Below are 23,910 nucleotides of genomic sequence, written 5' to 3'. Positions count from 1 at the left end.
TTGGGCGATTGAACGACAATCGACGACGGGACAAATGTGAGCTCTCCTCAGGTACCCAACCCGGCTGCCGCATCAAATAGCAATACCACGAAGCGATTCACTCCTCTGGTGATCACCATCGCCGTGGTGATTGCCCTGGTAGTGGTGTTTTTTTGGTTCACGAACTACTACGCCGACTACCTCTGGTTTGACCAGCTCGGTTTCCAAGGGGTGCTGCTCACTCGCTGGATCGCCAGCGCGGTGATGTTTGTAATCGGGTTCGTGGCGATGGCGGTGCCGCTCTACCTGGTCACGCAGATTGCTTACCGCACCCGCCCCGTCTACGCGAAGCTCTCGCAGCAGCTCAATGAGTATCAGAAGATGCTCGAACCCGTGCGTCGTGCCGTGTTTTTGATCGTGCCGATCATCCCGGGTGTACTCGCGGGGATGGCAGCCGCCAATGCCTGGCCCACCGTGCTCGCGTTTTTGAATTCGACACCGTTCGGTCAGACCGATCCGCTGTTTGGTTTGGATGTGTCGTTCTACGTTTTTCAGCTGCCATTCTGGCGCGGTGTTGCCATGTTTGCCTCGGCAGCGCTGCTGGTATCGCTGGTGCTGGCGGTTGCGGTTTCATATCTGTATGGCGGCATCCGCATCACCGGCAACCAGTTGATCATCTCCAAGGCCACCCGCATCCTGGTCGCCGTGCTGGCGGGTCTGTTTGTGCTGCTGCAGGGTGTAAACTTCTGGCTCGACCGCTATGACCGGCTGACCCAGGATCAGGGCCGCTGGGCGGGTGCCCTCTACACCGATGTGCACGCGAATATTCCCGGTTTGACGATCCTCGCCGGTGCTGCTGTGGTGGTTGCGCTGCTGTTCTTTTTCGCCGCGATTGCGGGCAGCTGGCGGCTGCCGGCGATCGGTGTTGGTTCGCTCGTCGTGGTGGGGCTAGTGGTAACGCTCGCTTACCCGTGGGGTGTGCAGCAGCTGCAGGTGGGCCCCAACGAGCAGCAGCTCGAAACCGAGTACATTCAGCACAACATTGACGCCACTCGCACTGCCTATGGCGTGGACGATGTTGAGGTGGTGCCCTACGCGGGTGTGACCACGGCCGAGCCCGGGCAGCTGCGTCAGGATGCCGCAACCGCTGCAAATATCCGCATCCTCGACCCGGCCCTGGTGTCGCCGACCTACGCCCAGTTCGAACAAGAAAAGGCCTACTACGCCTTCCCGAAGCAGCTCGATGTTGACCGCTACACGATCGACGGTAAAACCCAGGACGCGGTCATGTCGGTGCGTGAAATCAACATTGATGGCCTCGGCGCCGACGCCCAATCGTGGGTGAACCGTGCGACGGTGTACACCCACGGTTACGGTCTTGTGGCCGGTTATGGTAACCAGCGCGGCCCCGACGGTCAGCCGCTGTTTTTTGCATCCGGTATGCCGCAGCAGGGCCAGCTGGGAGAGTTTGAACCGCGCGTGTACTTCGGCGAAAACTCACCCGAATATTCGGTCGTGGGTGCGCCCGAGGGTAGCGATCACCGCGAGTTTGACCACGTTGCCGGTGACGACGGTGCTGCGCAGACCTACACCACCTTCCGCGGTGAGGGTGGCCCCAGCCTCGGCAACTGGTTCAACCGGATTGTCTACGCGGTGAAATTCCGTTCGGAACAGATTTTGCTTTCGGATGCGGTGAACGAGCAGTCGCAGATTCTCTACGACCGTAACCCCGCCCAGCGGGTGCAGGCAGCCGCACCGTACCTCACGCTCGACAGCAATGTGTATGCGTCGGTGGTGGATGGCCGCATCGTCTGGATCGTTGATGGTTACACCACCACGAACAACTATCCATATTCGTCAGAGACTTCGGTTGCGCAGGCGATTGCCGACACCAACACTGCGCAGCAGTTCGGTGGCGAGACGGTGAACTACATGCGCAACTCGATTAAGGCGACGGTGGACGCCTATGACGGTTCGGTGACTCTCTACGCCTGGGATGAAAACGACCCGATTTTGCAGACCTGGCAGAAGGTGTATCCGGCCACGGTGAAGCCGGTGAGTGAAATGTCGGGTGACCTGCTCAGCCACGTTCGCTACCCGGAAGACCTGTTTAAGGTGCAGCGCTCGGTGCTCGCGACCTACCACGTGACCGATGCGAACCAGTACTACAACCAGAACAACGCTTGGCAGCTGCCGAGTGAACCGACCTGGCAGCGTGAGGGTGAACGTCCCAAGCAGCCCCCGTACTACATGACCATGCGCATGCCGGGTCACGACCCCGCATTCTCGCTGTACTCGACCTACATCCCGTATGTGCGTCAGGGGCAGCAGTCGCGGAACGTGCTCACCGGGTATCTGTCGGCCAACGCCGACGCCGGGTCGACCGACGGCAAGGTGAGTGAAGACTATGGTCGACTCACGCTGCTGAACATCCAGAACGACTCGGTTAATGGCCCCGGTCAGGTGCAAAACATCTTCAACTCGAATAACGAGGTGGCCACCGAACTCAACCTGCTCGAGCGCGGCGGCCAGACACGGGTGCGGCGCGGTAACCTGCTGACGCTGCCGATGGGTGACGGGTTCTTGTACGTGCAGCCGGTGTACGTCGAGTCGACCGGTGAAACCAGCTATCCGCTGCTGCGGCGCGTGCTGGTGGCATTCGGTGACAACATCGCCTTTGAATCGACGCTTGATGAGGCCCTCGACAAACTGTTCGGCGGCGACTCGGGTACCACGGCGGGCGACTCAAACGCGCAAAATCAGGCCGATAACCCCGATGTCGAGGTGCCCGAAACCGGTGACGATGTGCCTGCCGACCCCGAGGGTGACAAGTCAGAAACGCCGGAGGCGACTGAGAAACCGAGCGCACCCAGTGGTGATGCCCGTGCCGATCTCGAACAGGCGCTGAATGACGCCAGTAAGGCGCTTGAAGACCGCACCAAGGCCTACGAAAACAACGACCTTGTGGGTGCTGCTGAGGCTGACAAGCGTATGACCGATGCGCTCGAGCGTGCAGCCGAGGCAGAAAAACGCATCAAACCATAGTGATGTGAGTTTGGCGGCAGAACTTGTGCGGTTCTGCCGCCAAACTTGTTTTTGGATGCACTGTGCGAAGGGGCCCGGGGCACCGTCGACGGGAGAACTACATGGATGCACAACAGCTAGCTGCGGAGGCCGTCACCGACCCGATGGCGCGCGAGTGGCTGCAGCGCCGCACCCTCATCATTGTGGTCATAAGTCAGGTGCTCGGCGGCCTCGGTCTCGCCGCGGGCATTACCGTTGGCGCACTGCTTGCTACCGAAATGCTCGGTTCTGAACGCTTCGGCGGGTTGCCGACGCTGCTGTTCACACTGGGTGCTGCGCTCTCGGCATTTTTGGTGGGGCGCATGACGCAGCGGCTTGGTCGCCGTGTGGGCTTGGGGCTGGGGTTTGCAGCTGGTGGAATTGGTGCCATCGCGGTGGTGCTCGCGGCCGCATCCGAAAATATATGGGCGCTATTTGCATCCCTTTTTGTTTACGGTGCCGGCACGTCGACAAATCTGCAGGCACGGTATGCGGGCACCGATCTGGCCACGCCCGCACAGCGTGCCACGGCGGTGAGCGTGGTGATGGTGGCGACGACGCTCGGTGCGGTGCTGGGGCCGAACCTGATCGCTCCGCTGGGGGATTTGGCGTTGCAATTGGGTCTTCCTCGGCACTCGGGGCCTTTTTTGCTGGCGGCGGTGGCGTTTTTGGGTGCCGGTGTGGTGTTGCTGGTGTTGCTGCGCCCCGACCCGTTCTTGGTGGCGAAGCAGATTGCTGCGGATACGGATGCGTCGGTTGTGGCTGCACCGGCGGCAGGTGGGCCCGTAGCCGGTGTTGGCGCCGGCGCCTATGTTGGTGCGGCGGTGATGGTGTGCTCACAGATCAGCATGGTGGCGATCATGACCATGACACCGGTGCATATGGGGCACCACGGGCACGGCTATGAGCATGTGGGGCTGGTGATCGGCTTGCATATCGGTGCCATGTATTTGCCCTCGCTTGTGACCGGCAGGATGGTCGACCGATTCGGTCGCGTGCTTATGGCGGTGCTTGGCGGGCTCGTGCTGCTTACCTCGGGTGTTGTGGCGGCGATGTCGCCGGGTGATTCGCTGGGGCTGCTCATTACCGCGCTGGTGCTGCTTGGCGTGGGATGGAATTTCACGCTGATTGCGGGCACCGCGCTGGTGGTGGATGCAACCACGCCCGCAACGCGTCCGAAAACACAGGGCACGATCGATGTGGCGATCTCGCTGGCGGGGGCTGCTGGCGGGGGAGTGTCGGGGCTCATCATGGCGGGCGCCAGCTTTGCGACGCTCAGCGTGATTGGTGGGGTTGCGGGGCTGCTCGCGGTGCCAGTGGTGCTGTGGGCGCACCGGCGTGGCCGGTTACAGGATGTGCGGGAAGACTGATTTTTGGTGTTGAGATGCGTGGCCGGGCTGCAATATGAACGGCATTGGACTTTCCCGTAACCATCCGGTATAGTCGATTGATGTGCCGCGGGGTGGAGCAGTTCGGTAGCTCGCCGGGCTCATAACCCGGAGGTCGTAGGTTCAAATCCTGCCCCCGCAACCAATTCAGAACGGTCTGACTCAAGTCGAGTCAGACCGTTCTTCATTTTCCGGTGAGTCTCGGGGGTCTCACCGACCAGATAAGCGACCGATGTGTTAAGCACGTCCGCCAGTCGTACAAGCTCTGTGACCGTCCAATCGATATGTCCGTTGAGCTTTCGCGAGGCAGTCGCAACTGACAAGCCGAGCGCAACAGCTAAGTCTTTCTTGGTCATGCGTACCGCAAAGAGTTGACCGTGGATGCGAGTGTTCACGCCGGAGGTCACGCTCGGAGCCTGAGTGAATTCTGCGTTATTCATGACACAAGCATATCTGTTCATGTCAGAAATGATCTGTTCGTGTTAGCCTGCACGTGTCAAATCTGACATGCACAGAGAGTAACTGCGCCAATGAACGCAGAAATGCAGGAAGATCTCACCGTTTCCGAAGCTGCGGTGCTCCTTCGCCTGTCGCCTGCGACGGTGCGTGAATGGCTCAAGTCCGGGAAGCTCGCTGGGCACAAGGTGATTAACGGTCAGTGGCGAATCTCCCGCGCGGAAGTGGATCGCGCTAACGGGCAGAGCACGGTAGCTGCACTACTTGGTGAAACTGATGCGCGCCAATAAGACAGCGAACGTGCAGAGCCCGCGTTGGCTGGCAGTGGTTGCAGCGCTGTGCGTTGGCAGCATCGCGCTCGGCTCGTTCGCGCTGTCTTTCACTGCGCTAAGTCATCTGGCCGCGCGGTCCGGTATCCCCGAGCCAATCGCGTGGGTGTGGCCGACCATTATCGATGGCTCGATCGTGACCGCCATGCTCGTGATCTTCCAGTGGCGCAACGCCCCGCGCCGCGAGGTCGCTTGGCCGTGGGTCACGCTGTCGTTATTTGCTCTGGTGTCCATCGTTGGCAACGCGGTGCACACCGCGACAGTGGTGGATGCCACCGGCGGTGTGGACGTGCATCACACATAATCCATAACCTCCTCACGTTGTGATTGGGGATAGTTGGCATGGGGTTGCTGGGTTTGTTGGTCGATCATGAGTCGGTGTTGTTCCCGGTTGTCGTCTTGCTTACTTGTCATCGGGTTGCTGATCCGTTGTGAGCCGCCCCCTTCATTCGGTCCGGACGTTCTGTGAGTCGTCGGTTTCCATTTGATGGGTGCACTGCCGAGCGTACTCGGCTGGGGTTAGGTAGCCGAGCGAGGAGTGCCGGCGGTGGTGGTTGTACTCGTCCTTCCAGTCGCCGATGATGACCTGTGCGTGCAGCAGCGAGTAGAAGCTGTTGATGTTGAGGCACTCGTCGCGGATCCGGCTGTTGAACGACTCGACGTACCCGTTGCGCCACGGCGAGCCCGGAGGGATGTAGGACAGGCCGGTGCGGGTGCCAGCCCAGTCGGCCATCGCCTCGCTGATGAACTCCGGCCCGTTGTCCGACCTGAGCACCGCCGGGGCGCCCCGGGCGGCGACGAGGTCCTCGAGGTGGGCGGTGAGTCGGTCGGCGGTAATCGAGCGCTCCACGAGGCCGCCGATGCACTCCCGGGTGTGTTCGTCGACGATCGAGCAGATCTTGATCAATCGTCCGTGCTCGTCGGCGTCGAACTGGAAGTCCACCGCCCACACCACGTTCGGCGCGTCCGCCGTCGGCGCGTCGACGGTCGAGGACCCGACGCGCTTGCGTCGACGCCGCTGCGGGACCCGGAGCCCTTCGTCACGCCACAGGCGTTGGATCTTCTTGTGGTTCACCACCCACCCCTCGGCGCGGGCGTCGTGATACGCCCGCCGATACCCGTAGCGGGGATGGTCCTTCGCCCAGGCGCGCAGCCACTCCCTGAGCGCCCGATCCGGGTCCGTGACCGTGTCGCCCTTGAGCGGTCGCCGGTACGCGGAGCGGCTCAGCCCGACCAGACGGCACGCCATCCGTTCGCTCACCCGCAACTTGCGCTTGAGGTGATCGACGGCGGCGCGGCGCCTGTCCGGGCTTAGAAGTTTCCCTCAGCCAGCTCCTTGAGCGCGGCCTTCTCCAGCTCCGCTTCCGCGAGCAGACGCTTCAGGGTCGCGTTCTGCTTCTCCAACTCCTTCAGACGCTTTGCGTCGTCGGCCTTGAGGCCGCCGTACTGGTTCCGCCACCGGTAGTACGTCTGCTCGGACACCCCCAGCTCCCGGCACACCGCCGCGACGTCCTGACCATCGGTGAGCATCCTGTCGGCCTGCCCGAGCTTACGGACGACCTGCTCCGGGGTGTGACGCTTCCTGCTGTTCGTCATGATCTGACCAGTCTCCCTGCCCGCGACCGCGGGCAACAGGACGACTCTCATAACGACTGGACCTACGAAACGGGGTCAGCCCACGGGGTGTAACGCACATCAATCCGGGTGATTGGGTTGCCATTTCACCCGAGTATGCGGCAGGCGAAGCACAGCGTGGCGACCACGTGATTACCACGCGGGTTCGTGCGGATCAGCTCTGGTGCGAAGGTGCCCTTGAGGAATGGGGATTTCAAGGTCAGCAGCCTGTGTCTGCAAAGCGCGATGTTGAAGTCCTTGCCCGATCAGCAGCAATCCCGGTGACTGTGGGGCTTCTCAGGGGTACGACTACAAATTCGAGAAGCGCAACGATCTAAGCGATGGATGGACCGTCAGGTCGAGGGCAGGTCGTTTGCTGATGATTCGCGTGCACGTCTCGTGGTCGCCCAGTGGCCGGTCGTAACGTTGGGGCTACGAACTGTTCAAAGCGAGCGTAGTAGCTGTCTTGCATAGCGCGAAGGGTATCGCGCAGGAACCCCGGTTGTTCCTCGTAGCGGTCTAGTCCTCGGTAGTAGAACGCTTTCTGGTCGTCGAGGACGACTAACGGCATGATGTCGTTTTGCAAGCATTGTTGGAACATGAGGATGCGGCCGACGCGCCCGTTTCCGTCAGAGAACGGATGGATGAGTTCGAAGTCGTAGTGGAACTGCACGATGTCTTCAAAGGTCATTGACGTTGGCGTGCGTTCGATCAGGGCATGAATGTCGCGATCTACGTTTGCGGGCGAGCTCGTGGGTACCTCGCCACTTCCGATGACGTTGGCGACGTTCTTCCAATCTCCGAGAACGAAATATGGAGCTCCGACGGCACGGGTTCCCGATTTCAGAATCCGGTGATATTCCTTCATCGTGTCCGCGGTGATTGGTTCGCCTAGGCGATCCATCATCGTGTCAAAGAGCTCGAAGCTGTTGATTGTTTCGATAACGTCGTCAACCGGCACGTTTTCGCCGCTTACGGTACGGGTTTCGTAGATATACCGGGTTTGGTCGATGCTGAGCTGACTTCCTTCGATGCGGTTGGTGTTGTAGGCCATCAGGATTTGTGTCAGGTGATATAGCCCGCCTTTGAGCTTCGTTGTTCGCTGGGATTGCAACGCTTCACGGAACGCTGCCGCGCTGATGGCGTACTCGTCATTAGAGTTCGCAGCAGTCATTCAATTCCTCCAAGTAGTCGCCGGGGTGTGTTCATGTGCTGTCGAGAATCGGGCGGTCAGCTGAGTGTTGGTCCGCGCTGCTGAGACCGGGGCGTGTGCGCGCTTTGATCGGCGTGAATATCACGTGGTCGGCTGTTCCTCGCCAAAGGAGACTTTGTCGATGGGAGGGTCTTGCATCCCGCAGCGGTAAGGAGCGCTTTCACGTCTCGGTGGTCGTCATGAATGTAGGCTCGCGCGATCGCCTCATTTAGCGTGGCTGCCACCTTTGGGTCATGTTCACTGACGGGCACCGTCAGCATCAACGGCGTTGGCTGCCAAAGAACAGCGCTGTTTGCGACAAACAGTGCTGTGCGTTTGTTCCCGTCGCCAAACGGTTGTGCCTTGGCGAGGTCAATAAACAGGTTCATTGCTCGCTCGCGTGGGTTTGCCGGCAACTGTGCTGTGGCAACGAGCGCTTCGAGCTGATCGACAGTGATCGCCGGTGGCTCGTGCCGCCCAAACACGGTGTCAACGCCAATTCGCTGGTCGATGCGGCGAAGTTTGCCGGGTTCGAGCGCGGCGCTTCGGGTGAGTCGAGCGTTCACGTCGCAAACGAATTGGGCATCGATTCGAGGACTGGGGTGTTCAAGGATGAATTGGGCCGCGTCGCGGAGGTCGTTGAGGAGTTCGAGGTCTGCGCGTGAGTGGACTTTGCTTGTGTCCCCGGTGCGAAGGAACTCTTCAGTATCGAGCCGGTTGGTATTAAGGCCATTGAATACCTTGCCGGATGAGTAGATGAGCCCGGCAAGGTCTACGACTTCGAGGTTGCAGTTCATCTTTTACTCCAAGGCTCAGCAATTGCTCGATGGAGAGTCAGTCTACGTCGCGGACTTGATCTCGTTGAAGGTGATTTGCGCCGATACTGTTTGATGCTTGCGCAGAAGGGTGGGTGCCTCCGAGATTGGTGTCACTCGTGCACATAACCCGGAGGTCGTAGGTTCAAATCCTGCCCCCGCAACCAATTCAGGCCCTGACCAGGAAAAATCTTGGTCAGGGCCGAGACCTTTTCCGAGGTGATTGCCGAGGTGAGCAAGAGGTCCCCGTGCGGAGCCGCGGCTTGAGGGTCCCAATCGCATTAGATTGGGACCCTCATCAATTACACACCGGTGTCGCTGCTGCCCACTCAGGAGTCGAGTAGCTAACTGAAGTAAGGAGGGTACGGGCGGGAAACCGTCGGGCCTGACATGGCCGGCTCTCGCGAAGAGAAAGGGTGTTGGCCGTGCTGAGCTGACCGAAATCGGCGGGCAGTCTGTAGCGCCGAGCAAGACTTGCGCATTTAGGGTGGGCTGATGCATGCGGGTGGCCTTTGAGGTTTCTACGACACTCTCCTCAAGATTCTCTACTGGATTTCGTAGGCAAATCCTCAATTGCTATCCGTATGTTGTCCAGGCGCCATTGTTGTTCACATTTCCTTGAACCCAGAAAGACTTGCCCAAGTAGGGGCCGAAGGTGAGTGAAAAGTTCCCGCGGACAGTTCGACTCGTTGAAGTGATTCCTTCGAACGACCATGAGCCACCCACCACATATCCGTACTGGGTTCCTGGTCTTGCCTTGATTGATGCGCTCGAAGGGCCGTATGAATAGTCAGCTTTGAAGCCGTATCGGAAAGAGACCCCGTTATAGGCGACTTCACAATTTGTTGCGTACTTGATGCCCGAGGAGTGTTTCTCGGTGCATCCTTGAAGACCGAGGGAAGAAGCATTGTCAGAGTGAACAGGCTTCGGTGATTCGACGGTGACAATTGCTACTGAGCCGTCTGCATAGGTGAGTTTCATGCCGGTAGATGATCCATAGATGGGTTCTTCGCGGAGGGGAGTATCTTTTGTCATTGAATCCCAAGGGACGCCTTCCTTGAGTTTTTCTATGAGAGCATCCGCTTCGTCGATGTCTACACCTAGCTCAAGTAATTCGGACTTAATGTTCTCCATGTCGGGCGCTTCTGATGAGGAATCGAAGCTTGTTGCACTGGTGGAGGGCTGTTCTGTTGGGATAAAACCGCTGACAGGTTGCGGTATGGCTATGAGTAATGCGATGAGACATTTCGTCAGGTGCTGCATCTGGCTAGCCATTCTTGACTCCTTTGTGAAGGAATGGTACGGGGCTTCAATTTTAAGTTCTACTCAGAAACAGTTGGAAAATAGCTGACAACCTGGTGTGAGCTCGCTGTGCTGCCACTGAATCTGCGAATCTGGTTCCTGCAACCCCTATCTGTTCTTGTGGTGTGCCCCCTATCTGTTCTTGTGGTGTAAAATGTGCAGCATCTAGTATTGGCAGAGGCCGAATAAACAGAGCGTCACAGGAGATGTCATGTTGGGTCCAGTGGTTGCTGATGTAATTTGGATTGTCGTCCTCCTCGGCTCAGCAGCGCTTGTCGCGGGGCTAGTTGTTTGGTGCTTGCGGCGCAGCAAGCGGTCGGCCGGTGATATTGAGTATCGAGAGAGTCATCACCGCGATTTATAGGGGCCCTAGCTGTAGTCGCTCGTGCGAGTTCATCAGCTGATTCCAGTTCATTCAATGCCAAGGGCGACTCCGATTCTGCGATCCGCTGTGGGCGCCAGCTCGGCGCCGCTGTGATCGGGGTTATTGATGCACGTAAGCCGGAGGTCGTAGGTTCAAATCCTGCCCCCGCAACCAATTCAGGCCCTGACCAGGAAAAATCTTGGTCAGGGCCGAGACCTTTTCCGGGTTGTTTGCGGTCGGTGCCCGTGAGTTCAACGGAAGATTTCGAGTGCAGGATGCAGCCACAGCACTCCCGGGCGCGTTTTGTTCCGTTGAACTCCTCGCTACTTGCGAAACCGGCTACTGTTGCTGGCCCGGGAGATCGATGGCAGGGCAGTCGCTGTTGTATTGGTTCGTTTTCGCTTGATGGTTGCGCAAAAAAAACTGGCCGCCTCCGAGCACGAGGGCCGTTGGAGTCACTCGATCACCTCGCCGGCGAGCGACGTGCTCGAGCTGTGAATCGATCGAGTGCGGCAAGATAATCATCAGCGCGATACACTTTGCCGCCGCCTCGGTGCTCACTTGCCGACTTTCGTAGGATGCCGGCAGCAACGAGTCGGTCGAGGTCGCGTTGCAAATTACTGGGGCGAACTCCTAGCTGTTCACTTGCTAACCGTGGCGTGAACACTGGCTGTTTCGCTGCAAAGCTGATGAGCTGTGCTGTTCTCGACCCGCGTCGTGCCTGGGCCGCTTCAACGTGGCGTGCCTGAATCGTTTGGACCTCAGTAACCAGCTGCCGAGCATTCGCGATGCTGCGGTGGGTGGCTTCGACTGCAGCGGAGAGGATGGGTGCGGCGTCTTGATTTCGATATGCGGAGAGTGCGTCAAAGTATTTGTTCGTATCTGCGAGCAATCCGCTTGAAATGGGAACAACGGCTCGAGCGGCGACGTGGCGCCGCTGCAGCATTGCCTGGAGCAGTGCTCGCCCAGTGCGGCCATTGCCATCGTTGAAAGGGTGGATCGTTTCGAACTGTGCGTGCGCGATCATCGCTTGAATAAGCGGGGGGATATCGCGACGAGCAGCATATGCCCCCCAATCGTCCATGAGTTCGGGTACAAGGTTTTCGGGTGGGGCAACAAACTCGGCAGCCAGCGGTGAAGTCGCTTCTTGCCCGCCGACCCAAATTGGTTCGGTCCGGTACTCACCTGGATGGGCGCGCGGATAGTCGTGCAATAGCGCGAGGTGGATTCTCTGGGCCAGCGCCGCATCGACGGGGGCGTTGTCGCTTAAGGCAGTTTGCATGGCGCGGCTAGCCGAAGTGATCAGCAACGCATTGGTGCGAGATGACTCACCAATCTCGGCGGCAAGCACCTGCCGAGCGCCGGCGTCCACCTGTTCAATCTGCGACGATGATAGTGCTTCGCTGCGCAATAGCAATGCGGCAAAGTGCGCAATATCGATGCCATGTTGGGTGTCAAAGTTGCGGAGTGCCGCTTCAGCATCGTCAAGCTCTTGTGCGAGCACAGTTGGAACTCGCACCTGGAGGTCAGCGATTCGCGGTGGAACCAGGGCTCGGTAGGTGCGCCCGTAGTCGGGGATCATCGTCGTATCGGTATAGCGGCCGGCCTGAGGTTGCCACACTTGTTCCGACCAGGTAATCGGTGGGATCGTTACGTGTTGGGAGGCCAACCAGACCACCTCGATTCTCAACTATTGTCCAGTTGAGAATACTTTACCTCGTTCGTTCTCAGCTTTTTGGTGAGACGGATCAGAGAAAGGAAAGTGCAGCAACAGAGCACGTGAGTACTCTTGTGCCCAGGGAGGGTCATGATGGCAACGTTTGCTGGGTCTCGTGTTCAGCTACGGGCGTTTACGGTGTTCCTGGCCGGGGTGTCGGTGGTGTCGTTGACTGGATGTGCTGTTTCTTCGCCGGCGCCCGAGACTGGGGCGCAGTCGGTGGTTGCGAGCCCTTCACCTACCGGGGTCCAGTCTGATACTGAGGTGCCGTTTGAATCGGAGCCTGGTGGTCGGGTGGAACCGACTGCGCCGGACGCTGATTCTGGGGATGTGGTCAACGCTGAAAACGCGTACGAGGTGTGTCTGCACATGGTTGAGACCAAGAGTCATGGGCCGAGTGGGGTTCCAGGCGGGTATTCGCGTGACAAGCTTGCCCCGGAGTCGGAATCGGTTATTTATCAACGCGAGGATGGCATTTTTGGTGTGGCAATCTACGGCACCGTAGGTGATACCTGGGTGTCAGGACAGCGTGACTATATGCTCATTTGTTACATCGAAGGTCCAGTCAACGACCCGGTCTGGTATGAACTTGGAATCCAGACGACGATTGACCCGTCCGAGCTTCCGGCAGTGTTCGAGGGCTATGACATTCATGCCGGAGCGTAGCTGCTGGATTGTTTGTCGGCCGGTTGCGTAGGCGTCTATGTGCGTGCGTGGCTGACTGGGATTCGCGGTGATCGCTTTTTCGGTTGGAGTTTTGCCAGCTCGGCGCTGCTGAAATCGGGGTAACTGATGCACATAACCCGGAGGTCGTAGGTTCAAATCCTGCCCCCGCAACCAATTCAGGCCCTGACCAGCAAGTCTGGTCAGGGCCGAGACCTTTTCCTCTTTGACGCCGTTCCGCGAGTTAGTGCACCCTTGCACAGATCAACTCCGACGTTTCGCGCACAGGCGCTTGAGAGTGCGAGCGTGCCATTTGCTCAAGCAGGGGTGCAGAAGGCGAGGCCCCGAGTGTGAGGAGAGAGCTGAGCGCCTGCATCAATGTGCCGAGCGCCAAGTCAACGCGGTTCAAACCATGTATCGATCCATGCGTATGGTGAAATATACGTCCCGCGTGGGCAGTCTTGGAAGGTGACATTTCCACCCATTCCTATTGCTTCCGATAAGGGATATGTTATTCATCTACACATCAAAGGTGATGGAAAGGAATATTCATGTGGTCAAGGACTATTGCCACAACTGTATGTGCAGCTCTGGCGCTCGTGCTCCCGACTCCAATAGCTAATGCTGCTGCGCTCGAAGGGACATTCGAGCAGATTGCCACAGTGGATACGGATGGTACAGATGTAGATTCGCTCCCCGAGTACCCTGCGCTCGATGCACTTGCGACGCCTGATTCTGGATCGCAGGAGGTCGAGTTCAGTATCGAGGCGGGCGCGTATCGAGGGCCCGACGGCGAACGAATTGAGGTCGCGAAGGCCGCAACCTTTACGTGTATCTTGTCTGTAGATAGTCCACACTGGTCATCGGGTGCCAGGAGCGTGATTGTTAAACCCCGCGTCGCATGCAAGGGGCCGTCCGCCAGTATCCCGATCCGCGTGATTGGGTACCTAGCGAAGTCCTCGAAGGAGTCGATTCCAAGTCTGAGGATCGTGGCCGAGTCTGATTACACGCAGAGAGTAACAGTCAATTCCAAAGCAAGTTACGGGCCGAAGCAGACCTGGTATGTTCCAAGGCAAGGCAGTTCGACCAAGATCAGTAGCGGAGCCTACTTCAGGGGCTCAGCTTCAGCATCCGCAGTCGCACCGTTCACCCCGTTCAATATCCCCGCAGCAGCCTCTGACTTTCGCTGGGTGCGGTAAGTAACTTTGAGGGTTGTTCGGAATCGCCGACAGTGCAGCACCGAACAACCCTCAAAGGCCGTTACGCTCTAGTAGTCGTACTAGGCCGATACCAGTGCTCAAGGGCCATTCCGCGTACAAATGATACGAACGTTGGCGAGCCGCAGTATCAGCCCAGTCGATCGCCTCAAGCACGCTACGGCACTCCGTGAGCAGCCATTCTTCGGTGGCCCCGTGCGAATCGACGAAATACACACGGTATCCAGGGAAATCAATCTCAGATACCCCGTCTCGCGGATCGATCATTCGAGATTTCAAAGCTACTCCATCAAGCACGATATTGACCTGGGATCGCAAACGCTTGGCAACGCTGCTACGTCGCGGTGTCGGTGGCGAGATCGATCTGAAACTCGAGATGCGCTGCAGAACCTTCGTCTTTGAGACTACGGTACAGGCCGCAGGTGCATGAGCTTTGCAAGCGCAGCCAGCCGGCTCCCAAGCGAGGCGTCTTAGAGCTGGATGCAAAAACAGTTCGACAGCGTCTTGATCGATCTTCGTGTCGAGAGACTTAAACTGTTGATGGTTCTTGATCACATAACCTGCTTGGGTGTTGTCGCTGTTGATGGTGCGGATTTCGCAGAGATGGTGGGCGTGGTCAATGCTAAGTTGGCTGTCCTCAATCCCGTTGTTGCTGTGGTCCATTGGATTTTGTGTTGGGTGGAGCGGTGCATCTCAGGGCTCGCTGCTCGCTTCAGCTGCACGGTTTCTCGGAATCTCACGGCGTGATTTGCGTTCTTGACGCGCTGGCCTCAGTCGTTGGTTGAGGTGCTTCATTCGTTGTGCGTGTGTACTGGTCGGTTATCGAGCTTGGATCTGTTGAGCTTCCGTTTTCCAAGCGGAGCGGCGGTAACTGGGAGCATCCCAGATCGGGGTTATTGATGCACGTAATCCGGAGGCCGTTGGTTCAAATCCTGCCCCCGCAACCATGTAAGGCCCTGACCAGCAAGTCTGGTCGGGGCCGAGACCTTTTCCGGGTTGTTTGCGGTCGGTGCCCGTGAGTTCAACGGAAGATTTCGAGTGCAGGATGCAGCCACAGCACTCCTGGGCGCGTTTTGTTCCGTTGAACTCCTCGCTACTTTTGAATTCGACCGAGAGATGTCAAAGGAGATGTCAGAATGAACCCGGTAGTAGTGGATGTTGTCTGGACCGCCGCTCTTGTTGCGATGCCGCTTCTCGTTGTTGGGCTTGTCGTCTGGCTTATTCGCCGCAATCGTCGTACTGGCGCCGACAAATGACGTGTTTTTTAGCGGGATTGACAGGACAGCTATCCCTAGTCGTATGATCGCCCAGTTCCAGGTGCCGGATGCGGTCGAGCAGCTGCTGCAGGTAGCGGACCGCGCTACTCGTCGTCAGCTGGCGGAACTGGGGCTTGAGTCTTCCGCTCCGATCGACGGCGCAGTGAGAGCGAAATTTTCCGCCCGTCGGATTCGACGCGTTTTTTGTCACGACGCGCTCGTTTTTCAGCCAGCCGCCGAGCCGCAACAGCACGCCGCTCGGCGCGCCGAGTGGCCCGTTCGAGCAGGCGCTCGTCGCGCTCGGCCTGCACTGCCCGCAACACCTCGTCGTTCACCGGCCCCACAAATTTTGCCGGGGGAGCGCCGAACGCAGTTTTAGCGTTGCTGATCACCTCGTTGGCGAGCGCACGATTCCCGAGCGCGCCAACGGTTGCCCCCACGCCGAAGGGCAGCACCTTGCCAACAATCCCGCCAATTTGACGCTGACCAAGGCGCTTGAAAAATGCTTCCCGAAGCCTGCGGCCGATTTCATTCACTGCTGTATCGGGCAGCGTCCGCGTGACAAGTTCGCCCCAAACGGCACTCTTAAATAGCCCCCGCGCATCCTGCCCAGCCGCAACCTCGCGAATGATGCGCTTGCCCTTGTCGCCGAGCAATAGCGCCATTACCATCGTGCGGGCTCGGCGCGGGTCATCGGTGGCATCACCGTGCATCTCGGCCACGGTCATGGCAAATAGCGCCGTCAGTTCGACAAAGCTCAACACTTCGGCTGCGGCGATCGCGATGCCGGTAGCCGTACCCACACCGGGCACAATCGCAACGGCACCAACGCCGCCGCCCGTGCCCATTGCTGAGCGACGAAACCAGCGTTCCGCAACCGGCAGCAGATCGGCCGGAGTTGCCTCCGGATATTTGCGGCGCCAACGGCGCACGAATGCAATCGCTAGGGGCCGCTGCACCGCCAGCGCGCGGTCAATTTGGCGAGCAAATCCGCTGAGCTGCTCAGCATCGTCGTTGTCGGCAGCCGTGGCAGTGGTATCGAGATAATTTTCGACAACGGGCAGCAGTACGGTACCGCCAGCTGGGGGTTGCGAAACGGGTTCGGATGCAAGGGGAGTCATCGAGTCCTTTCAATGGGGCACAGCATCGGCGGGGCCGGGCGATGCCTGAACGCTCAACGCTAATACGCACCGCAGGGATGTCGCTACTAGCACAACCACTGGCATCGATTGCACTCGGCACGTACCACCTCGTCAGCCGTCGGCGTTGAGCAGATGGTCAGCAAGTGCCGTCTGCCGCGCGCTTAAGCCGATCGTAGCTCTATCAACATCACATTTGGGCTGGATGAGGGTGGAGTCTGAGTGCCACACCCAGGGTGGTTTGTTTGGGTGGAACCACTGCAACCGCAGCACAAACTCTATTGAGGAGGCGCACTATGGGTTTCATTGATGATGCAAAGAACAAGGCCGAAGAGCTCGTTGGCAAGGGCAAGGAGAAGGCTGGCGAGGCGACCGACAACCAGGACCTCAAGCACGAAGGCCAGGCCGACCAGCTCTCGTCGAAGGTGAAGCAGGGGGTTGAAAACGTCAAGGACGGCGTTAACAACCTGCTCAATGGCGACAAGTAATTTTTAGTGAACTGTTCACCGGCGCATCTTCGCCGTTGAACCGAAAATATATAACGGCACCCCAAATAGCGGGGTGCCGTTATTGTATTTGATACGCGTTATCCGTGAACTTTTCGGTTAGCCACGCTCATTAAAGTCGGCGCACAGACCGTTCATGGCGTGGAGCCACTTGTACATGAATACGAACGGGCCAACAATGATGAGTGAGCCGAGCACACACCACAGCCAAAAATCAGCACTGCTAATTGTGCGCGCTTGGCCTCGGCGAGCCTGCTCATTGCCGATTCTGTTCGATGTGCCGTGCCACCAAACGAACTGCATGATGCCGAGCGTAAGCCAACCGAGCAACAGCGCCACGAGCCAGTAGTTCATGGTGCGTTTGTTGTCATAGCGGCTGGCGATCGCGTTCAGGTCTTCACCCGCACGGGCAACAACATAAATCTGGTAAATGCCCAGCGTGATGATGCCAAGCAGGATGAACTTGGTGAGCGAACGGTTCGTGGGGAAGTTTGCCCGGTGAACCGGTGCGGCTTGTACGTGCTGAAGCTGCGGCTCTTGCGGGGACTGTTGAAGAGGGCTGATGCTGCTCATGAGAATCTCCTAATTCACTAGCTGATGAGCCGGCCGTTGCAGACCGTTCTGCGTCGGCCTTTTTATAAGCGGCGGCTAATAAAGTAGGCGATTAATCGAATTCTGCTGGTCGTCTATTTATATAGTGCCATTTAATTTGGTATTTTTATTTCCAGTGAAACTGAGAATCAGAAACAAAAAGGCCGAGTGCTGCATCCCCAGGTAGGCTTCGCTATGCTCTGGCTCATGGAGAAGCGGGAAGAACCTAGCCAGCTTCGTGCTGGTGGCACCACCTGGGGTGTTTTTGCTAGCTCATTATTCGTCATGTTCATGGCGTTTGTCGTTGAGTCCCGCGGCGAACTTGGCTGGTTGATTGTCATTGGCTGGATGATGTTGGGGGTTGCCGCCGTCACCGCCGTCGTGTTCTATGGGACATTCAGATTCGCGCTCGGCGTCTTACCGCGAATCAGTGCCCTTTGGCGATCCTCACTGGTTGTGGGCATCATAGTGCCAGCGGTGTTTAACCTCTTGAGCCTGCCCGACTACCTTGATGGCCAAGTGCTGACGCTGGGCCTACTCGCTTCGATATTCGGAGTCTGGATACCACTCGTGGTTGTGGCCGCCATAGTAACCGTTGAGGAGCGCAGCCAGCAGCAGCCCGGCGAGCCTGAACAGCAACCGACATAGCTACACCCGTCAGGAAAGTTGCCCATCCCTCGCCTCGTTTTGGTAACGTGCCGGTGCTCAGTTTTGTCTACACCGGAGGCCATATGACCGTCCGCATCGACCGCATCCAAACCACCGGCGCATCCGGTCACCACGACGAATCAGACCCGGCGCTGCCATGCAATAGCTGGATTGTCGGTGATGACGAAGAGTGCGTCATCATTGACCCCGGTGCGGATCCGGACACGGTGCTTGACCTGGTTGGTCGACGTGAAACCCTGGCCATTATTTGCACCCACGCGCACCACGACCACACATCGGCGGTACCGGAGCTGTCGCTGCGCACCAACGCCACCGTTTATTTGCATCCCGACGCGCTCGACCAATGGCGCGAAGTGCATCCCCGTATCGATCCCGAAGGTGAGCTTGCTGACGGTCAACAATTCCAGGTGGGGGATGCGACGCTTGAGGTGCTCGAAACACCCGGTCATGCGCCCGGCACCGTTTGCCTCTGGGCGCCAGAACTGCGCGCCGTGTTCACCGGTGACACACTGCTTGCCAGTGGACCCTACGCCTCACCCGAAGGCGGCAGCGACTACTCGACCATGGAATATTCGGTGCGCAAGCGGCTCTTCCCGCTCGGTGACGACGCGGTCATCAAACCCGGGCGCGGCAAAGACTGCACGATCGCGAACCAGCGTGCCGAGCAGTCATAACGGCTGATGAAAAAGCGGCGGGCCCGCATTCCAATTGCCAGGGATGCGGGCCCGCTTGCGTTTTGCTCAGCTGGTTATATCGTCAGCTCGGGCGGCAGATTACCGGAGTTCAGCTGTCGTTGCGCCGAACCGTCGCCCTCTCGAGCGAGCTGGTTTTCACGCGAGCGCTCAAGGTACGGATTCGCCCGCTCGACCTGCTGCTCGAGGTTGGCGATGGTCTGCGCGAAGTGGTTATTCGCGGCAGCACGGAAAGCTTCGACCTGGTCGATTGTGGCGAACACATTGTCGTAGGCGCGCTGCAGCGTCTCGAGCGAAACACCCGAATTAACGGCCTGCTCCTGGATGCGCGCGGTGTTGTCGCGCAGCATCTGCGAGGTGCGGTCAATCATGTCGTTGGTGGTGTTGTTCACCGCGTCGATCTGGTCGAGCACGATCTTCTGGTTTTCAAGCGCCTGGGCAACCACAACGGCGGTACGCAGGGCAGTCATCGTGGTGGTCTTCGCCCGTTCGACACCGTCGATCAGCTTGAGGTTGTTGTCTTGGATGAGATCCATCGACAGGTACGACTGCACGCTCACCGCGAGCTGGGTCTGCACATCCGTGTGGCGCTGACGGATCGCAAAGAGCACGTCATTCTGCAGCGCGGTCGAGGCTTCGGCCTCACCGGAGGCCTGCAGGGTAGCGATCTTTTCAACCACCGAGTTATCGAGCTCGGTGAGCAAGCCCGAAAGCTTTTTCAGCTGCAGCATCGACTCCCACAGTGCTTTACGTTCGACACCGAGCGCGGCATTGTCTTTGCGCAGGGTGTCTTGGCCACGGTCGAGGGCGAGCAGAATCGTGTTGAGCTGTTCCTGGTTGCTTTCGTACTGGCGGAAGTACCGCTGCACCTGCTTACCGCCGGGCAGCATCCGCAAAAAGCGCGAACCGAACTTGCGGTCGTCGGGCGCGAGCTCTTCAACGGTGTTGCGCAGGTCGACGAGCGAGCGCGACACCTCAACGGCGTGGCCGTCGCCACCGGCAGATTTCGACTGCGCCAGCGACTTGTCGAGGAAGCGCTGCGAAGCATTCGCAGAGGTGCGAATTTCGGTGCGGGCAACCTCCTGAATGGCGCGCACCTGCTCGGTGTACTCGGGTGTTTTGGGCTTGAGTGACGAAATATTGTTCACCCAGGTGTTTGCGCGATTGCGCAGGTCGAGCGCGGTCTCAGGATCGATATCGGGCAGCATCCCGCCGGCGGCATCGGTCGCAACCGGTTCGACTGCGGGGGCAGCCTCGATCGGGGCGAGTTCTTCGGGGCTAGGGGGAGTGAGTTTGTCGTTCACCTGGTCTCCTCAACTGGTGGGATAGCGGACAGCTATTCTGTGCCCTGCGTCATGGGGTTGTTCAAATTGAGCACCGATTCGGTACCGACCTCCTGGAACCGTGCTTTCAGGAACTCGGCGTGCTCGTGGACCGAGTGAGTGGTACCGCGCACAATGTCGGTTTCAATACGGTCGAGCACTTCGCCGAGCACATCGGCCTGAGGTTCCAGCTCAGCAATGTTTTGCTCGACCTGTTGGCGTGATTTTTGGCCCGAAAAGGTGCTGTGCATCCGGTCGTTTTCAATCGCGAGGTTCACGATGGTGGGCAGGTAATCGGTCGCCAGCGTATAGAGCATCTGGATGGCGCCGTCCATGACGGCACGATTGCGCAGCTCCGGCATCCGCGCCAATGAGCGGGTGCCGTCGACGAGGCGGTGCAGTTTTTCATCAAGCGTCGAGTTATGCCAAAGCGGCCTGCTCTCAAGCCTCGATAACGCCAGGTCGAGCTGGTCGGTTGAGCGCGCAACCTCACTGAGCGATTCTTCAACGGTTGTGGGTGCGACTCTGCCCGCGATCTCGATCGGCTTCGGTGCTAGCGGCGTAAACATCAGTGCTGTACCGGCACCGAGCGCGAGCCCAATGGCAACACTCACCGGGGCTGCGAACGAGAGCAGCAGCATCGTTGCCAAAGCTGAACCAACGCCGACCACACCGCCCACAGCGGCCGGAGCAACCCACTGCTGTGATTTTGACTGCTTGGAGTTCTTCATCGTTGACGGTTTCAGACTAGAGGTATCCGCGAATCTCACGGAAGGCCGTTGCCAGCGAGTCGCCGGTGCCGTCGAAAGTTTTACCGCCGGTGAGCTGCGATAGCGATTCAAGTTCTTCACGGTTCGAGTCGCCGAAGTGCACGGTGAACACCGGCACATTTTTCGCTTCGGGATGATCCTCGATGAAGGACTCGTACCAGTTCGTGAAGTCGCGATCCTGCATCCCGTCAATGTTCTCGCCGTCGGTGAACAGCACGATTGAGTTGAGCTGGTCGCTGTTGCTGTAGTTCATATCTTCATAAGCCCGCCGCACCGCGTCATACATGGCGGTGCCACCGTAGGGTTGGAAATGATTGGTGTGCGAGTGTATCTCGTCGAGTTTCGCCTGGCGACCGGCATCGTCCTCGGGGATCGTCACCGTCAACTCACTCTTGATCTCGTGCGAAAACTCGAGATAGGTGATCGTCTCGCGTGATTGCAGTCGCAAAAAACTTGCTGATGAACCGGCTTCGCTATCGGGGCCTGACAGCACGTCGAGCGCTTGCCGCAGCTCGGCCATCCGGTCGCCGCCGCTCATCGAACCCGAAGTGTCGATAGCAAACACCATGTTCGAGGGCTTTTTCGCCTCGCTCAACCAACCCGCAAGCAGATCCTGCACGGTGCCGAGCTGGTTGGGGAACGGCAGCTCATACACGGCGGCTGGTGACTGCCCCTCGGGCGTGTACGAAGTGTAGCGGTTGGTCTGCTCGCTGATGCGTTGCTGCACGTCAGCGCTGAGCAGGTACTCAACGACCTTGTCGTATTTTTCACGGGTGGCGTCATCGGCGCCCTTGAGGAGGGCCAGCGGGTAGTCGCTGGTGATCACGCCATCAGAGGGATGCACGATGTGCAGCGGTTTGTTGTCTACTTTGACCCCGCGCAGCACCGATTCGTAGTTGAAAATGCCGTCAACTGCCTGCGGGTCTTCGAGGTACTTTTCGACAAGCCACCCCGACGACCCCGAAGCCAGCTGCTGGCCGGCGGCGAACTTCTTGAGGTCGGGGATGACTTGCTCGACATCGCCCGGCTCGAGCACCGTGCCGGTGCCGGAGATCGCGGTGGCCAGCTGCACCAGGGTGGTGAAACCCGAGTTGGATGAAATGGGACTGGTCATGCCGTAGGTGAGATCGCCGCGGTCAACAGCGTCGACCACGTCACCCCAGCTGGGCTGGGAATCGTCACTCCAGCCGAGCCGCTTGGCAACATCCTGGCGCACCCCGAGCACCACCGGCGAACGCATAATCGACTCGCTCGCCTCGACCGCATTGGCACCCTCGGGGAAGAGCGAAAGGTAGCGGTTTGAAGGGAACCAGATTGCATCCCATTCGTTGTCGGGGGTATTGAGTAGCATCTCGGTGCCGTCGAGCGTGCCGACATATTCGAACTCGATTGTGACGCCGGTTTCGCGGGCCATATCGTCAAGGATCGGTTCGAGGTCTTTTACTTCGCTACCGGCGAGGACGTGGAGTGTGTCGCCGCCTCCGAGGAGAGCACATGAGGTGAGCGCTCCGGGCAGCACCAGCAGGCAGGCGAGAGCGGCGAGCAGCCGCTGCCACGATGCCCGTAGCTTCTGAGCGAGTTGCGCGGTCATGGGTTCTCTCCAGGGTGGTTTGGCGCGGGCACGGATGTGAGTTCAGTTTCTTCGGGCTCCACCGGTGGGGCTCCCGAAACGCTGTACGACTCGCCAATTTTACGGAGCAGGTAGTCGAGTATTTCGTAGCTCGGTTCGACGGCGAGGTTTACGAAGGACGAGCTGCTGGGGTAGGTGTCGGCGAGCTTGTTGTCGTTCAAGAAGCTGTCGAAGGTGCTGGCGTTCGTTCCTTGGGGGCGGAACCCGTGGGCGGCGAGCAGTTTCGCCAGCTCGGGGTCGGTTTCAAGCAGCTGCATAATGGCCTGGCCGTCTTCGCTGAACGCAACTCCGGTGTGCACCGAGAAGATGGTGGGTGAGGGATAGGCGAGCACCATTTGGTCGCTGATGCGCGAGTTGTCTCGCAGCTCTTCTTCAAGGTATTGCCCCTCGTACACCATCACCATCGGCACGGCACCCATGCCCTGTGAAAGATAGTCATCGAAGGGGGCGGTTGACGATGAACCCGAGTATCCCTGGCCAACAAAAAGCTTGGTCAATAGCGCCAGGTTGGCATCGGCCTGGGTGCGGTTGGTGACCACGTTCTGGTCGTTGAGCACGTATGAGGCGAGAGCCAGGTACATGCCGGCCGAGTTCGAGGTGCGGATATCGGTGGAGGTGATCATCACCGTGCGCGGCGAGTTGTAGAGCTTATTGGCGCCGGGTAGATCGCGCCACCGGGTGTCGGATTCGACGAGCTTGAGGTAGGCCTCGATATCGATTTGCCAGCGACCGTTCGCATCCTGGGATGCGACATCGGCGGCACTGAGCAGCTCAACGATCGGCTTGAAGGTGGCGATCGCCATGGGTGAGAAGAATGGTTTGTGAGTGCTGAGCACCGCATCCTTATGAATGGTGGAAATATGCGTGGCCGCGATTTCGGAAGCCGGGAACGCGAAATCGTAGTTGGTAAGCCCGTCAAGCTCGGCCATGCGCCAGGAACCCGATTTTGATACGCGCACCTCGTAGCCGTGATCGGCAAACACTCGCTGCACTTCGGGGTCTTGGAAAAACGCGACCTTCTCAGATCCGACCACGCCCTCGACCACGGTGTGTTTGCCGCCAATCGAACCGGTACCGCCGCGGCCGATGCCAGTGAGTTGGATGACCAGCACGGTGACGATGCCAACAACCAGCAGTACGATACCGATGATGTGCGGGGTGCGCAGTTTCATAGCTGTCCTTTCCTCTCCAGTCTCGCGATTGTCGACGGCTGTCGCTTGGGTAAACCGTTGTCTA

The 23,910-nt window shown here is 58.8% G+C and carries 21 protein-coding genes and 1 tRNA gene; 9 read left to right on the top strand and 13 right to left on the bottom strand.

Features of this window, described 5'->3' with window-relative positions:
- Positions 1–108: 108 nt before the first annotated feature.
- From PV375_RS04820 to PV375_RS04810, 3 genes are all read left to right on the top strand, one after another.
- Entirely contained in the window at positions 109–3,024 is a 2,916-nt protein-coding gene (locus PV375_RS04820; protein WP_332106366.1) for a UPF0182 family membrane protein, read from the top strand.
- Positions 3,025–3,125: 101 nt separating this feature from the next.
- Positions 3,126–4,412 (top strand): MFS transporter, encoded by a 1,287-nt coding sequence (locus tag PV375_RS04815; protein ID WP_332106365.1) that lies wholly within the window; start codon positions 3,126–3,128, stop codon positions 4,410–4,412.
- A gap of 86 nt (positions 4,413–4,498) precedes the next feature.
- A tRNA-Met gene (locus tag PV375_RS04810) sits at positions 4,499–4,575 on the top strand.
- Here the strand turns inward: PV375_RS04810 and PV375_RS10545 are convergent.
- Positions 4,532–4,786, bottom strand: coding sequence for a helix-turn-helix domain-containing protein (locus tag PV375_RS10545; protein ID WP_442903934.1), 255 nt, complete (start codon positions 4,784–4,786; stop codon positions 4,532–4,534). The genes PV375_RS04810 and PV375_RS10545 overlap by 44 nt on opposite strands.
- A gap of 174 nt (positions 4,787–4,960) precedes the next feature.
- On the opposite strand from PV375_RS10545, the gene PV375_RS04805 reads away from it, so the two are divergent.
- Positions 4,961–5,176 (top strand): helix-turn-helix domain-containing protein, encoded by a 216-nt coding sequence (locus PV375_RS04805; RefSeq protein WP_332106364.1) that lies wholly within the window; start codon positions 4,961–4,963, stop codon positions 5,174–5,176.
- A 10-nt stretch (positions 5,177–5,186) separates the two neighbouring features.
- A complete protein-coding gene (locus tag PV375_RS04800) occupies positions 5,187–5,519 on the top strand; it encodes a DUF2637 domain-containing protein (RefSeq protein ID WP_332106363.1) in 333 nt (110 codons plus the stop codon).
- A gap of 141 nt (positions 5,520–5,660) precedes the next feature.
- Here PV375_RS04800 and PV375_RS04795 read toward each other — a convergent pair.
- The 5 genes from PV375_RS04795 to PV375_RS04775 all read right to left on the bottom strand — a co-directional run bounded on the left by PV375_RS04795 (position 5,661) and on the right by PV375_RS04775 (position 12,171).
- Positions 5,661–6,811 (bottom strand): IS3 family transposase gene (locus tag PV375_RS04795; protein ID WP_110477080.1). Its coding sequence is split into 2 segments (ribosomal slippage): positions 5,661–6,541 and positions 6,541–6,811, totalling 1,152 coding nucleotides; the frame shifts between segments, so codons are not numbered across the junction.
- Positions 6,812–7,163: 352 nt separating this feature from the next.
- Positions 7,164–8,003, bottom strand: a complete 840-nt coding sequence (locus PV375_RS04790; protein WP_332106362.1) for a Fic family protein — start codon at positions 8,001–8,003, stop codon at positions 7,164–7,166.
- 56 nt (positions 8,004–8,059) lie between these two features.
- Positions 8,060–8,818 (bottom strand): Fic family protein, encoded by a 759-nt coding sequence (locus tag PV375_RS10540; protein WP_442903927.1) that lies wholly within the window; start codon positions 8,816–8,818, stop codon positions 8,060–8,062.
- Positions 8,819–9,412: 594 nt separating this feature from the next.
- Positions 9,413–10,111: a hypothetical protein gene (locus PV375_RS04780; RefSeq protein ID WP_332106360.1), complete on the bottom strand. Its 699-nt coding sequence runs from the start codon at positions 10,109–10,111 to the stop codon at positions 9,413–9,415.
- Positions 10,112–10,965: 854 nt separating this feature from the next.
- Positions 10,966–12,171, bottom strand: coding sequence for a Fic family protein (locus tag PV375_RS04775; protein ID WP_332106359.1), 1,206 nt, complete (start codon positions 12,169–12,171; stop codon positions 10,966–10,968).
- Positions 12,172–12,309: 138 nt separating this feature from the next.
- On the opposite strand from PV375_RS04775, the gene PV375_RS04770 reads away from it, so the two are divergent.
- Positions 12,310–12,885 (top strand): hypothetical protein, encoded by a 576-nt coding sequence (locus PV375_RS04770; RefSeq protein ID WP_230972641.1) that lies wholly within the window; start codon positions 12,310–12,312, stop codon positions 12,883–12,885.
- Between the two features lie 1,247 nt (positions 12,886–14,132).
- Here PV375_RS04770 and PV375_RS04765 read toward each other — a convergent pair.
- A complete protein-coding gene (locus PV375_RS04765) occupies positions 14,133–14,762 on the bottom strand; it encodes a hypothetical protein (RefSeq protein ID WP_201521470.1) in 630 nt (209 codons plus the stop codon).
- Positions 14,763–15,459: 697 nt separating this feature from the next.
- Positions 15,460–16,476: a hypothetical protein gene (locus PV375_RS04760; protein ID WP_201517198.1), complete on the bottom strand. Its 1,017-nt coding sequence runs from the start codon at positions 16,474–16,476 to the stop codon at positions 15,460–15,462.
- A gap of 314 nt (positions 16,477–16,790) precedes the next feature.
- On the opposite strand from PV375_RS04760, the gene PV375_RS04755 reads away from it, so the two are divergent.
- The gene (locus PV375_RS04755; RefSeq protein ID WP_201517197.1) at positions 16,791–16,982 is read left to right on the top strand and encodes a CsbD family protein; all 192 of its coding nucleotides are present in this window, start codon (positions 16,791–16,793) and stop codon (positions 16,980–16,982) included.
- A gap of 117 nt (positions 16,983–17,099) precedes the next feature.
- Here PV375_RS04755 and PV375_RS04750 read toward each other — a convergent pair whose 3' ends face one another.
- Complete coding sequence (locus PV375_RS04750; protein ID WP_332106358.1) at positions 17,100–17,573, bottom strand: DUF4234 domain-containing protein; 474 nt, start codon at positions 17,571–17,573, stop codon at positions 17,100–17,102.
- Positions 17,574–17,798: 225 nt separating this feature from the next.
- Here PV375_RS04750 and PV375_RS04745 point away from each other — a divergent pair, with 225 nt between their 5' ends.
- Positions 17,799–18,239, top strand: coding sequence for a hypothetical protein (locus tag PV375_RS04745; RefSeq protein WP_332106357.1), 441 nt, complete (start codon positions 17,799–17,801; stop codon positions 18,237–18,239).
- An 83-nt stretch (positions 18,240–18,322) separates the two neighbouring features.
- Positions 18,323–18,934: an MBL fold metallo-hydrolase gene (locus tag PV375_RS04740; RefSeq protein ID WP_332106356.1), complete on the top strand. Its 612-nt coding sequence runs from the start codon at positions 18,323–18,325 to the stop codon at positions 18,932–18,934.
- Positions 18,935–19,008: 74 nt separating this feature from the next.
- Here the strand turns inward: PV375_RS04740 and PV375_RS04735 are convergent, their stop codons facing one another.
- The 4 genes from PV375_RS04735 to PV375_RS04720 are packed head-to-tail and all read right to left on the bottom strand — an operon-like array spanning position 19,009 to position 23,846.
- Positions 19,009–20,256, bottom strand: coding sequence for a toxic anion resistance protein (locus PV375_RS04735; RefSeq protein WP_332106355.1), 1,248 nt, complete (start codon positions 20,254–20,256; stop codon positions 19,009–19,011).
- Positions 20,257–20,288: 32 nt separating this feature from the next.
- Positions 20,289–21,005 (bottom strand): hypothetical protein, encoded by a 717-nt coding sequence (locus PV375_RS04730; RefSeq protein WP_332106354.1) that lies wholly within the window; start codon positions 21,003–21,005, stop codon positions 20,289–20,291.
- 16 nt (positions 21,006–21,021) lie between these two features.
- On the bottom strand, positions 21,022–22,635 hold the full coding sequence (locus tag PV375_RS04725) for a vWA domain-containing protein (RefSeq protein WP_332106353.1): 1,614 nt from the start codon (positions 22,633–22,635) through the stop codon (positions 21,022–21,024).
- Positions 22,632–23,846 (bottom strand): hypothetical protein, encoded by a 1,215-nt coding sequence (locus PV375_RS04720; protein WP_332106352.1) that lies wholly within the window; start codon positions 23,844–23,846, stop codon positions 22,632–22,634. Before PV375_RS04720 ends, PV375_RS04725 begins: the two co-directional genes overlap by 4 nt.
- Positions 23,847–23,910: the final 64 nt, after the last annotated feature.

The sequence above is a fragment of the Gulosibacter sp. GYB002 genome, from assembly GCF_036577665.1.
GTDB classification, from domain to species: Bacteria; Actinomycetota; Actinomycetes; order Actinomycetales; family Microbacteriaceae; genus Gulosibacter; species Gulosibacter hominis.
Note: the sequence above shows the minus strand (reverse complement) of the source record. Positions and strands in the feature narration are given on the sequence as shown.

Coding starts and splice junctions, on each gene's coding strand:
- PV375_RS10540 (WP_442903927.1), bottom strand. CDS start 8,818: ATGAACTGCAACCTCGAAGTCGTAGACCTTGCCGGGCTCATCTACTCA.
- PV375_RS10545 (WP_442903934.1), bottom strand. CDS start 4,786: ATGACCAAGAAAGACTTAGCTGTTGCGCTCGGCTTGTCAGTTGCGACT.
- PV375_RS04815 (WP_332106365.1), top strand. CDS start 3,126: ATGGATGCACAACAGCTAGCTGCGGAGGCCGTCACCGACCCGATGGCG.
- PV375_RS04765 (WP_201521470.1), bottom strand. CDS start 14,762: ATGGACCACAGCAACAACGGGATTGAGGACAGCCAACTTAGCATTGAC.
- PV375_RS04805 (WP_332106364.1), top strand. CDS start 4,961: ATGAACGCAGAAATGCAGGAAGATCTCACCGTTTCCGAAGCTGCGGTG.
- PV375_RS04730 (WP_332106354.1), bottom strand. CDS start 21,005: ATGAAGAACTCCAAGCAGTCAAAATCACAGCAGTGGGTTGCTCCGGCC.
- PV375_RS04720 (WP_332106352.1), bottom strand. CDS start 23,846: ATGAAACTGCGCACCCCGCACATCATCGGTATCGTACTGCTGGTTGTT.
- PV375_RS04755 (WP_201517197.1), top strand. CDS start 16,791: ATGGGTTTCATTGATGATGCAAAGAACAAGGCCGAAGAGCTCGTTGGC.
- PV375_RS04780 (WP_332106360.1), bottom strand. CDS start 10,111: ATGGCTAGCCAGATGCAGCACCTGACGAAATGTCTCATCGCATTACTC.
- PV375_RS04790 (WP_332106362.1), bottom strand. CDS start 8,003: ATGACTGCTGCGAACTCTAATGACGAGTACGCCATCAGCGCGGCAGCG.
- PV375_RS04750 (WP_332106358.1), bottom strand. CDS start 17,573: ATGAGCAGCATCAGCCCTCTTCAACAGTCCCCGCAAGAGCCGCAGCTT.
- PV375_RS04745 (WP_332106357.1), top strand. CDS start 17,799: ATGGAGAAGCGGGAAGAACCTAGCCAGCTTCGTGCTGGTGGCACCACC.
- PV375_RS04740 (WP_332106356.1), top strand. CDS start 18,323: ATGACCGTCCGCATCGACCGCATCCAAACCACCGGCGCATCCGGTCAC.
- PV375_RS04725 (WP_332106353.1), bottom strand. CDS start 22,635: ATGACCGCGCAACTCGCTCAGAAGCTACGGGCATCGTGGCAGCGGCTG.
- PV375_RS04760 (WP_201517198.1), bottom strand. CDS start 16,476: ATGACTCCCCTTGCATCCGAACCCGTTTCGCAACCCCCAGCTGGCGGT.
- PV375_RS04770 (WP_230972641.1), top strand. CDS start 12,310: ATGATGGCAACGTTTGCTGGGTCTCGTGTTCAGCTACGGGCGTTTACG.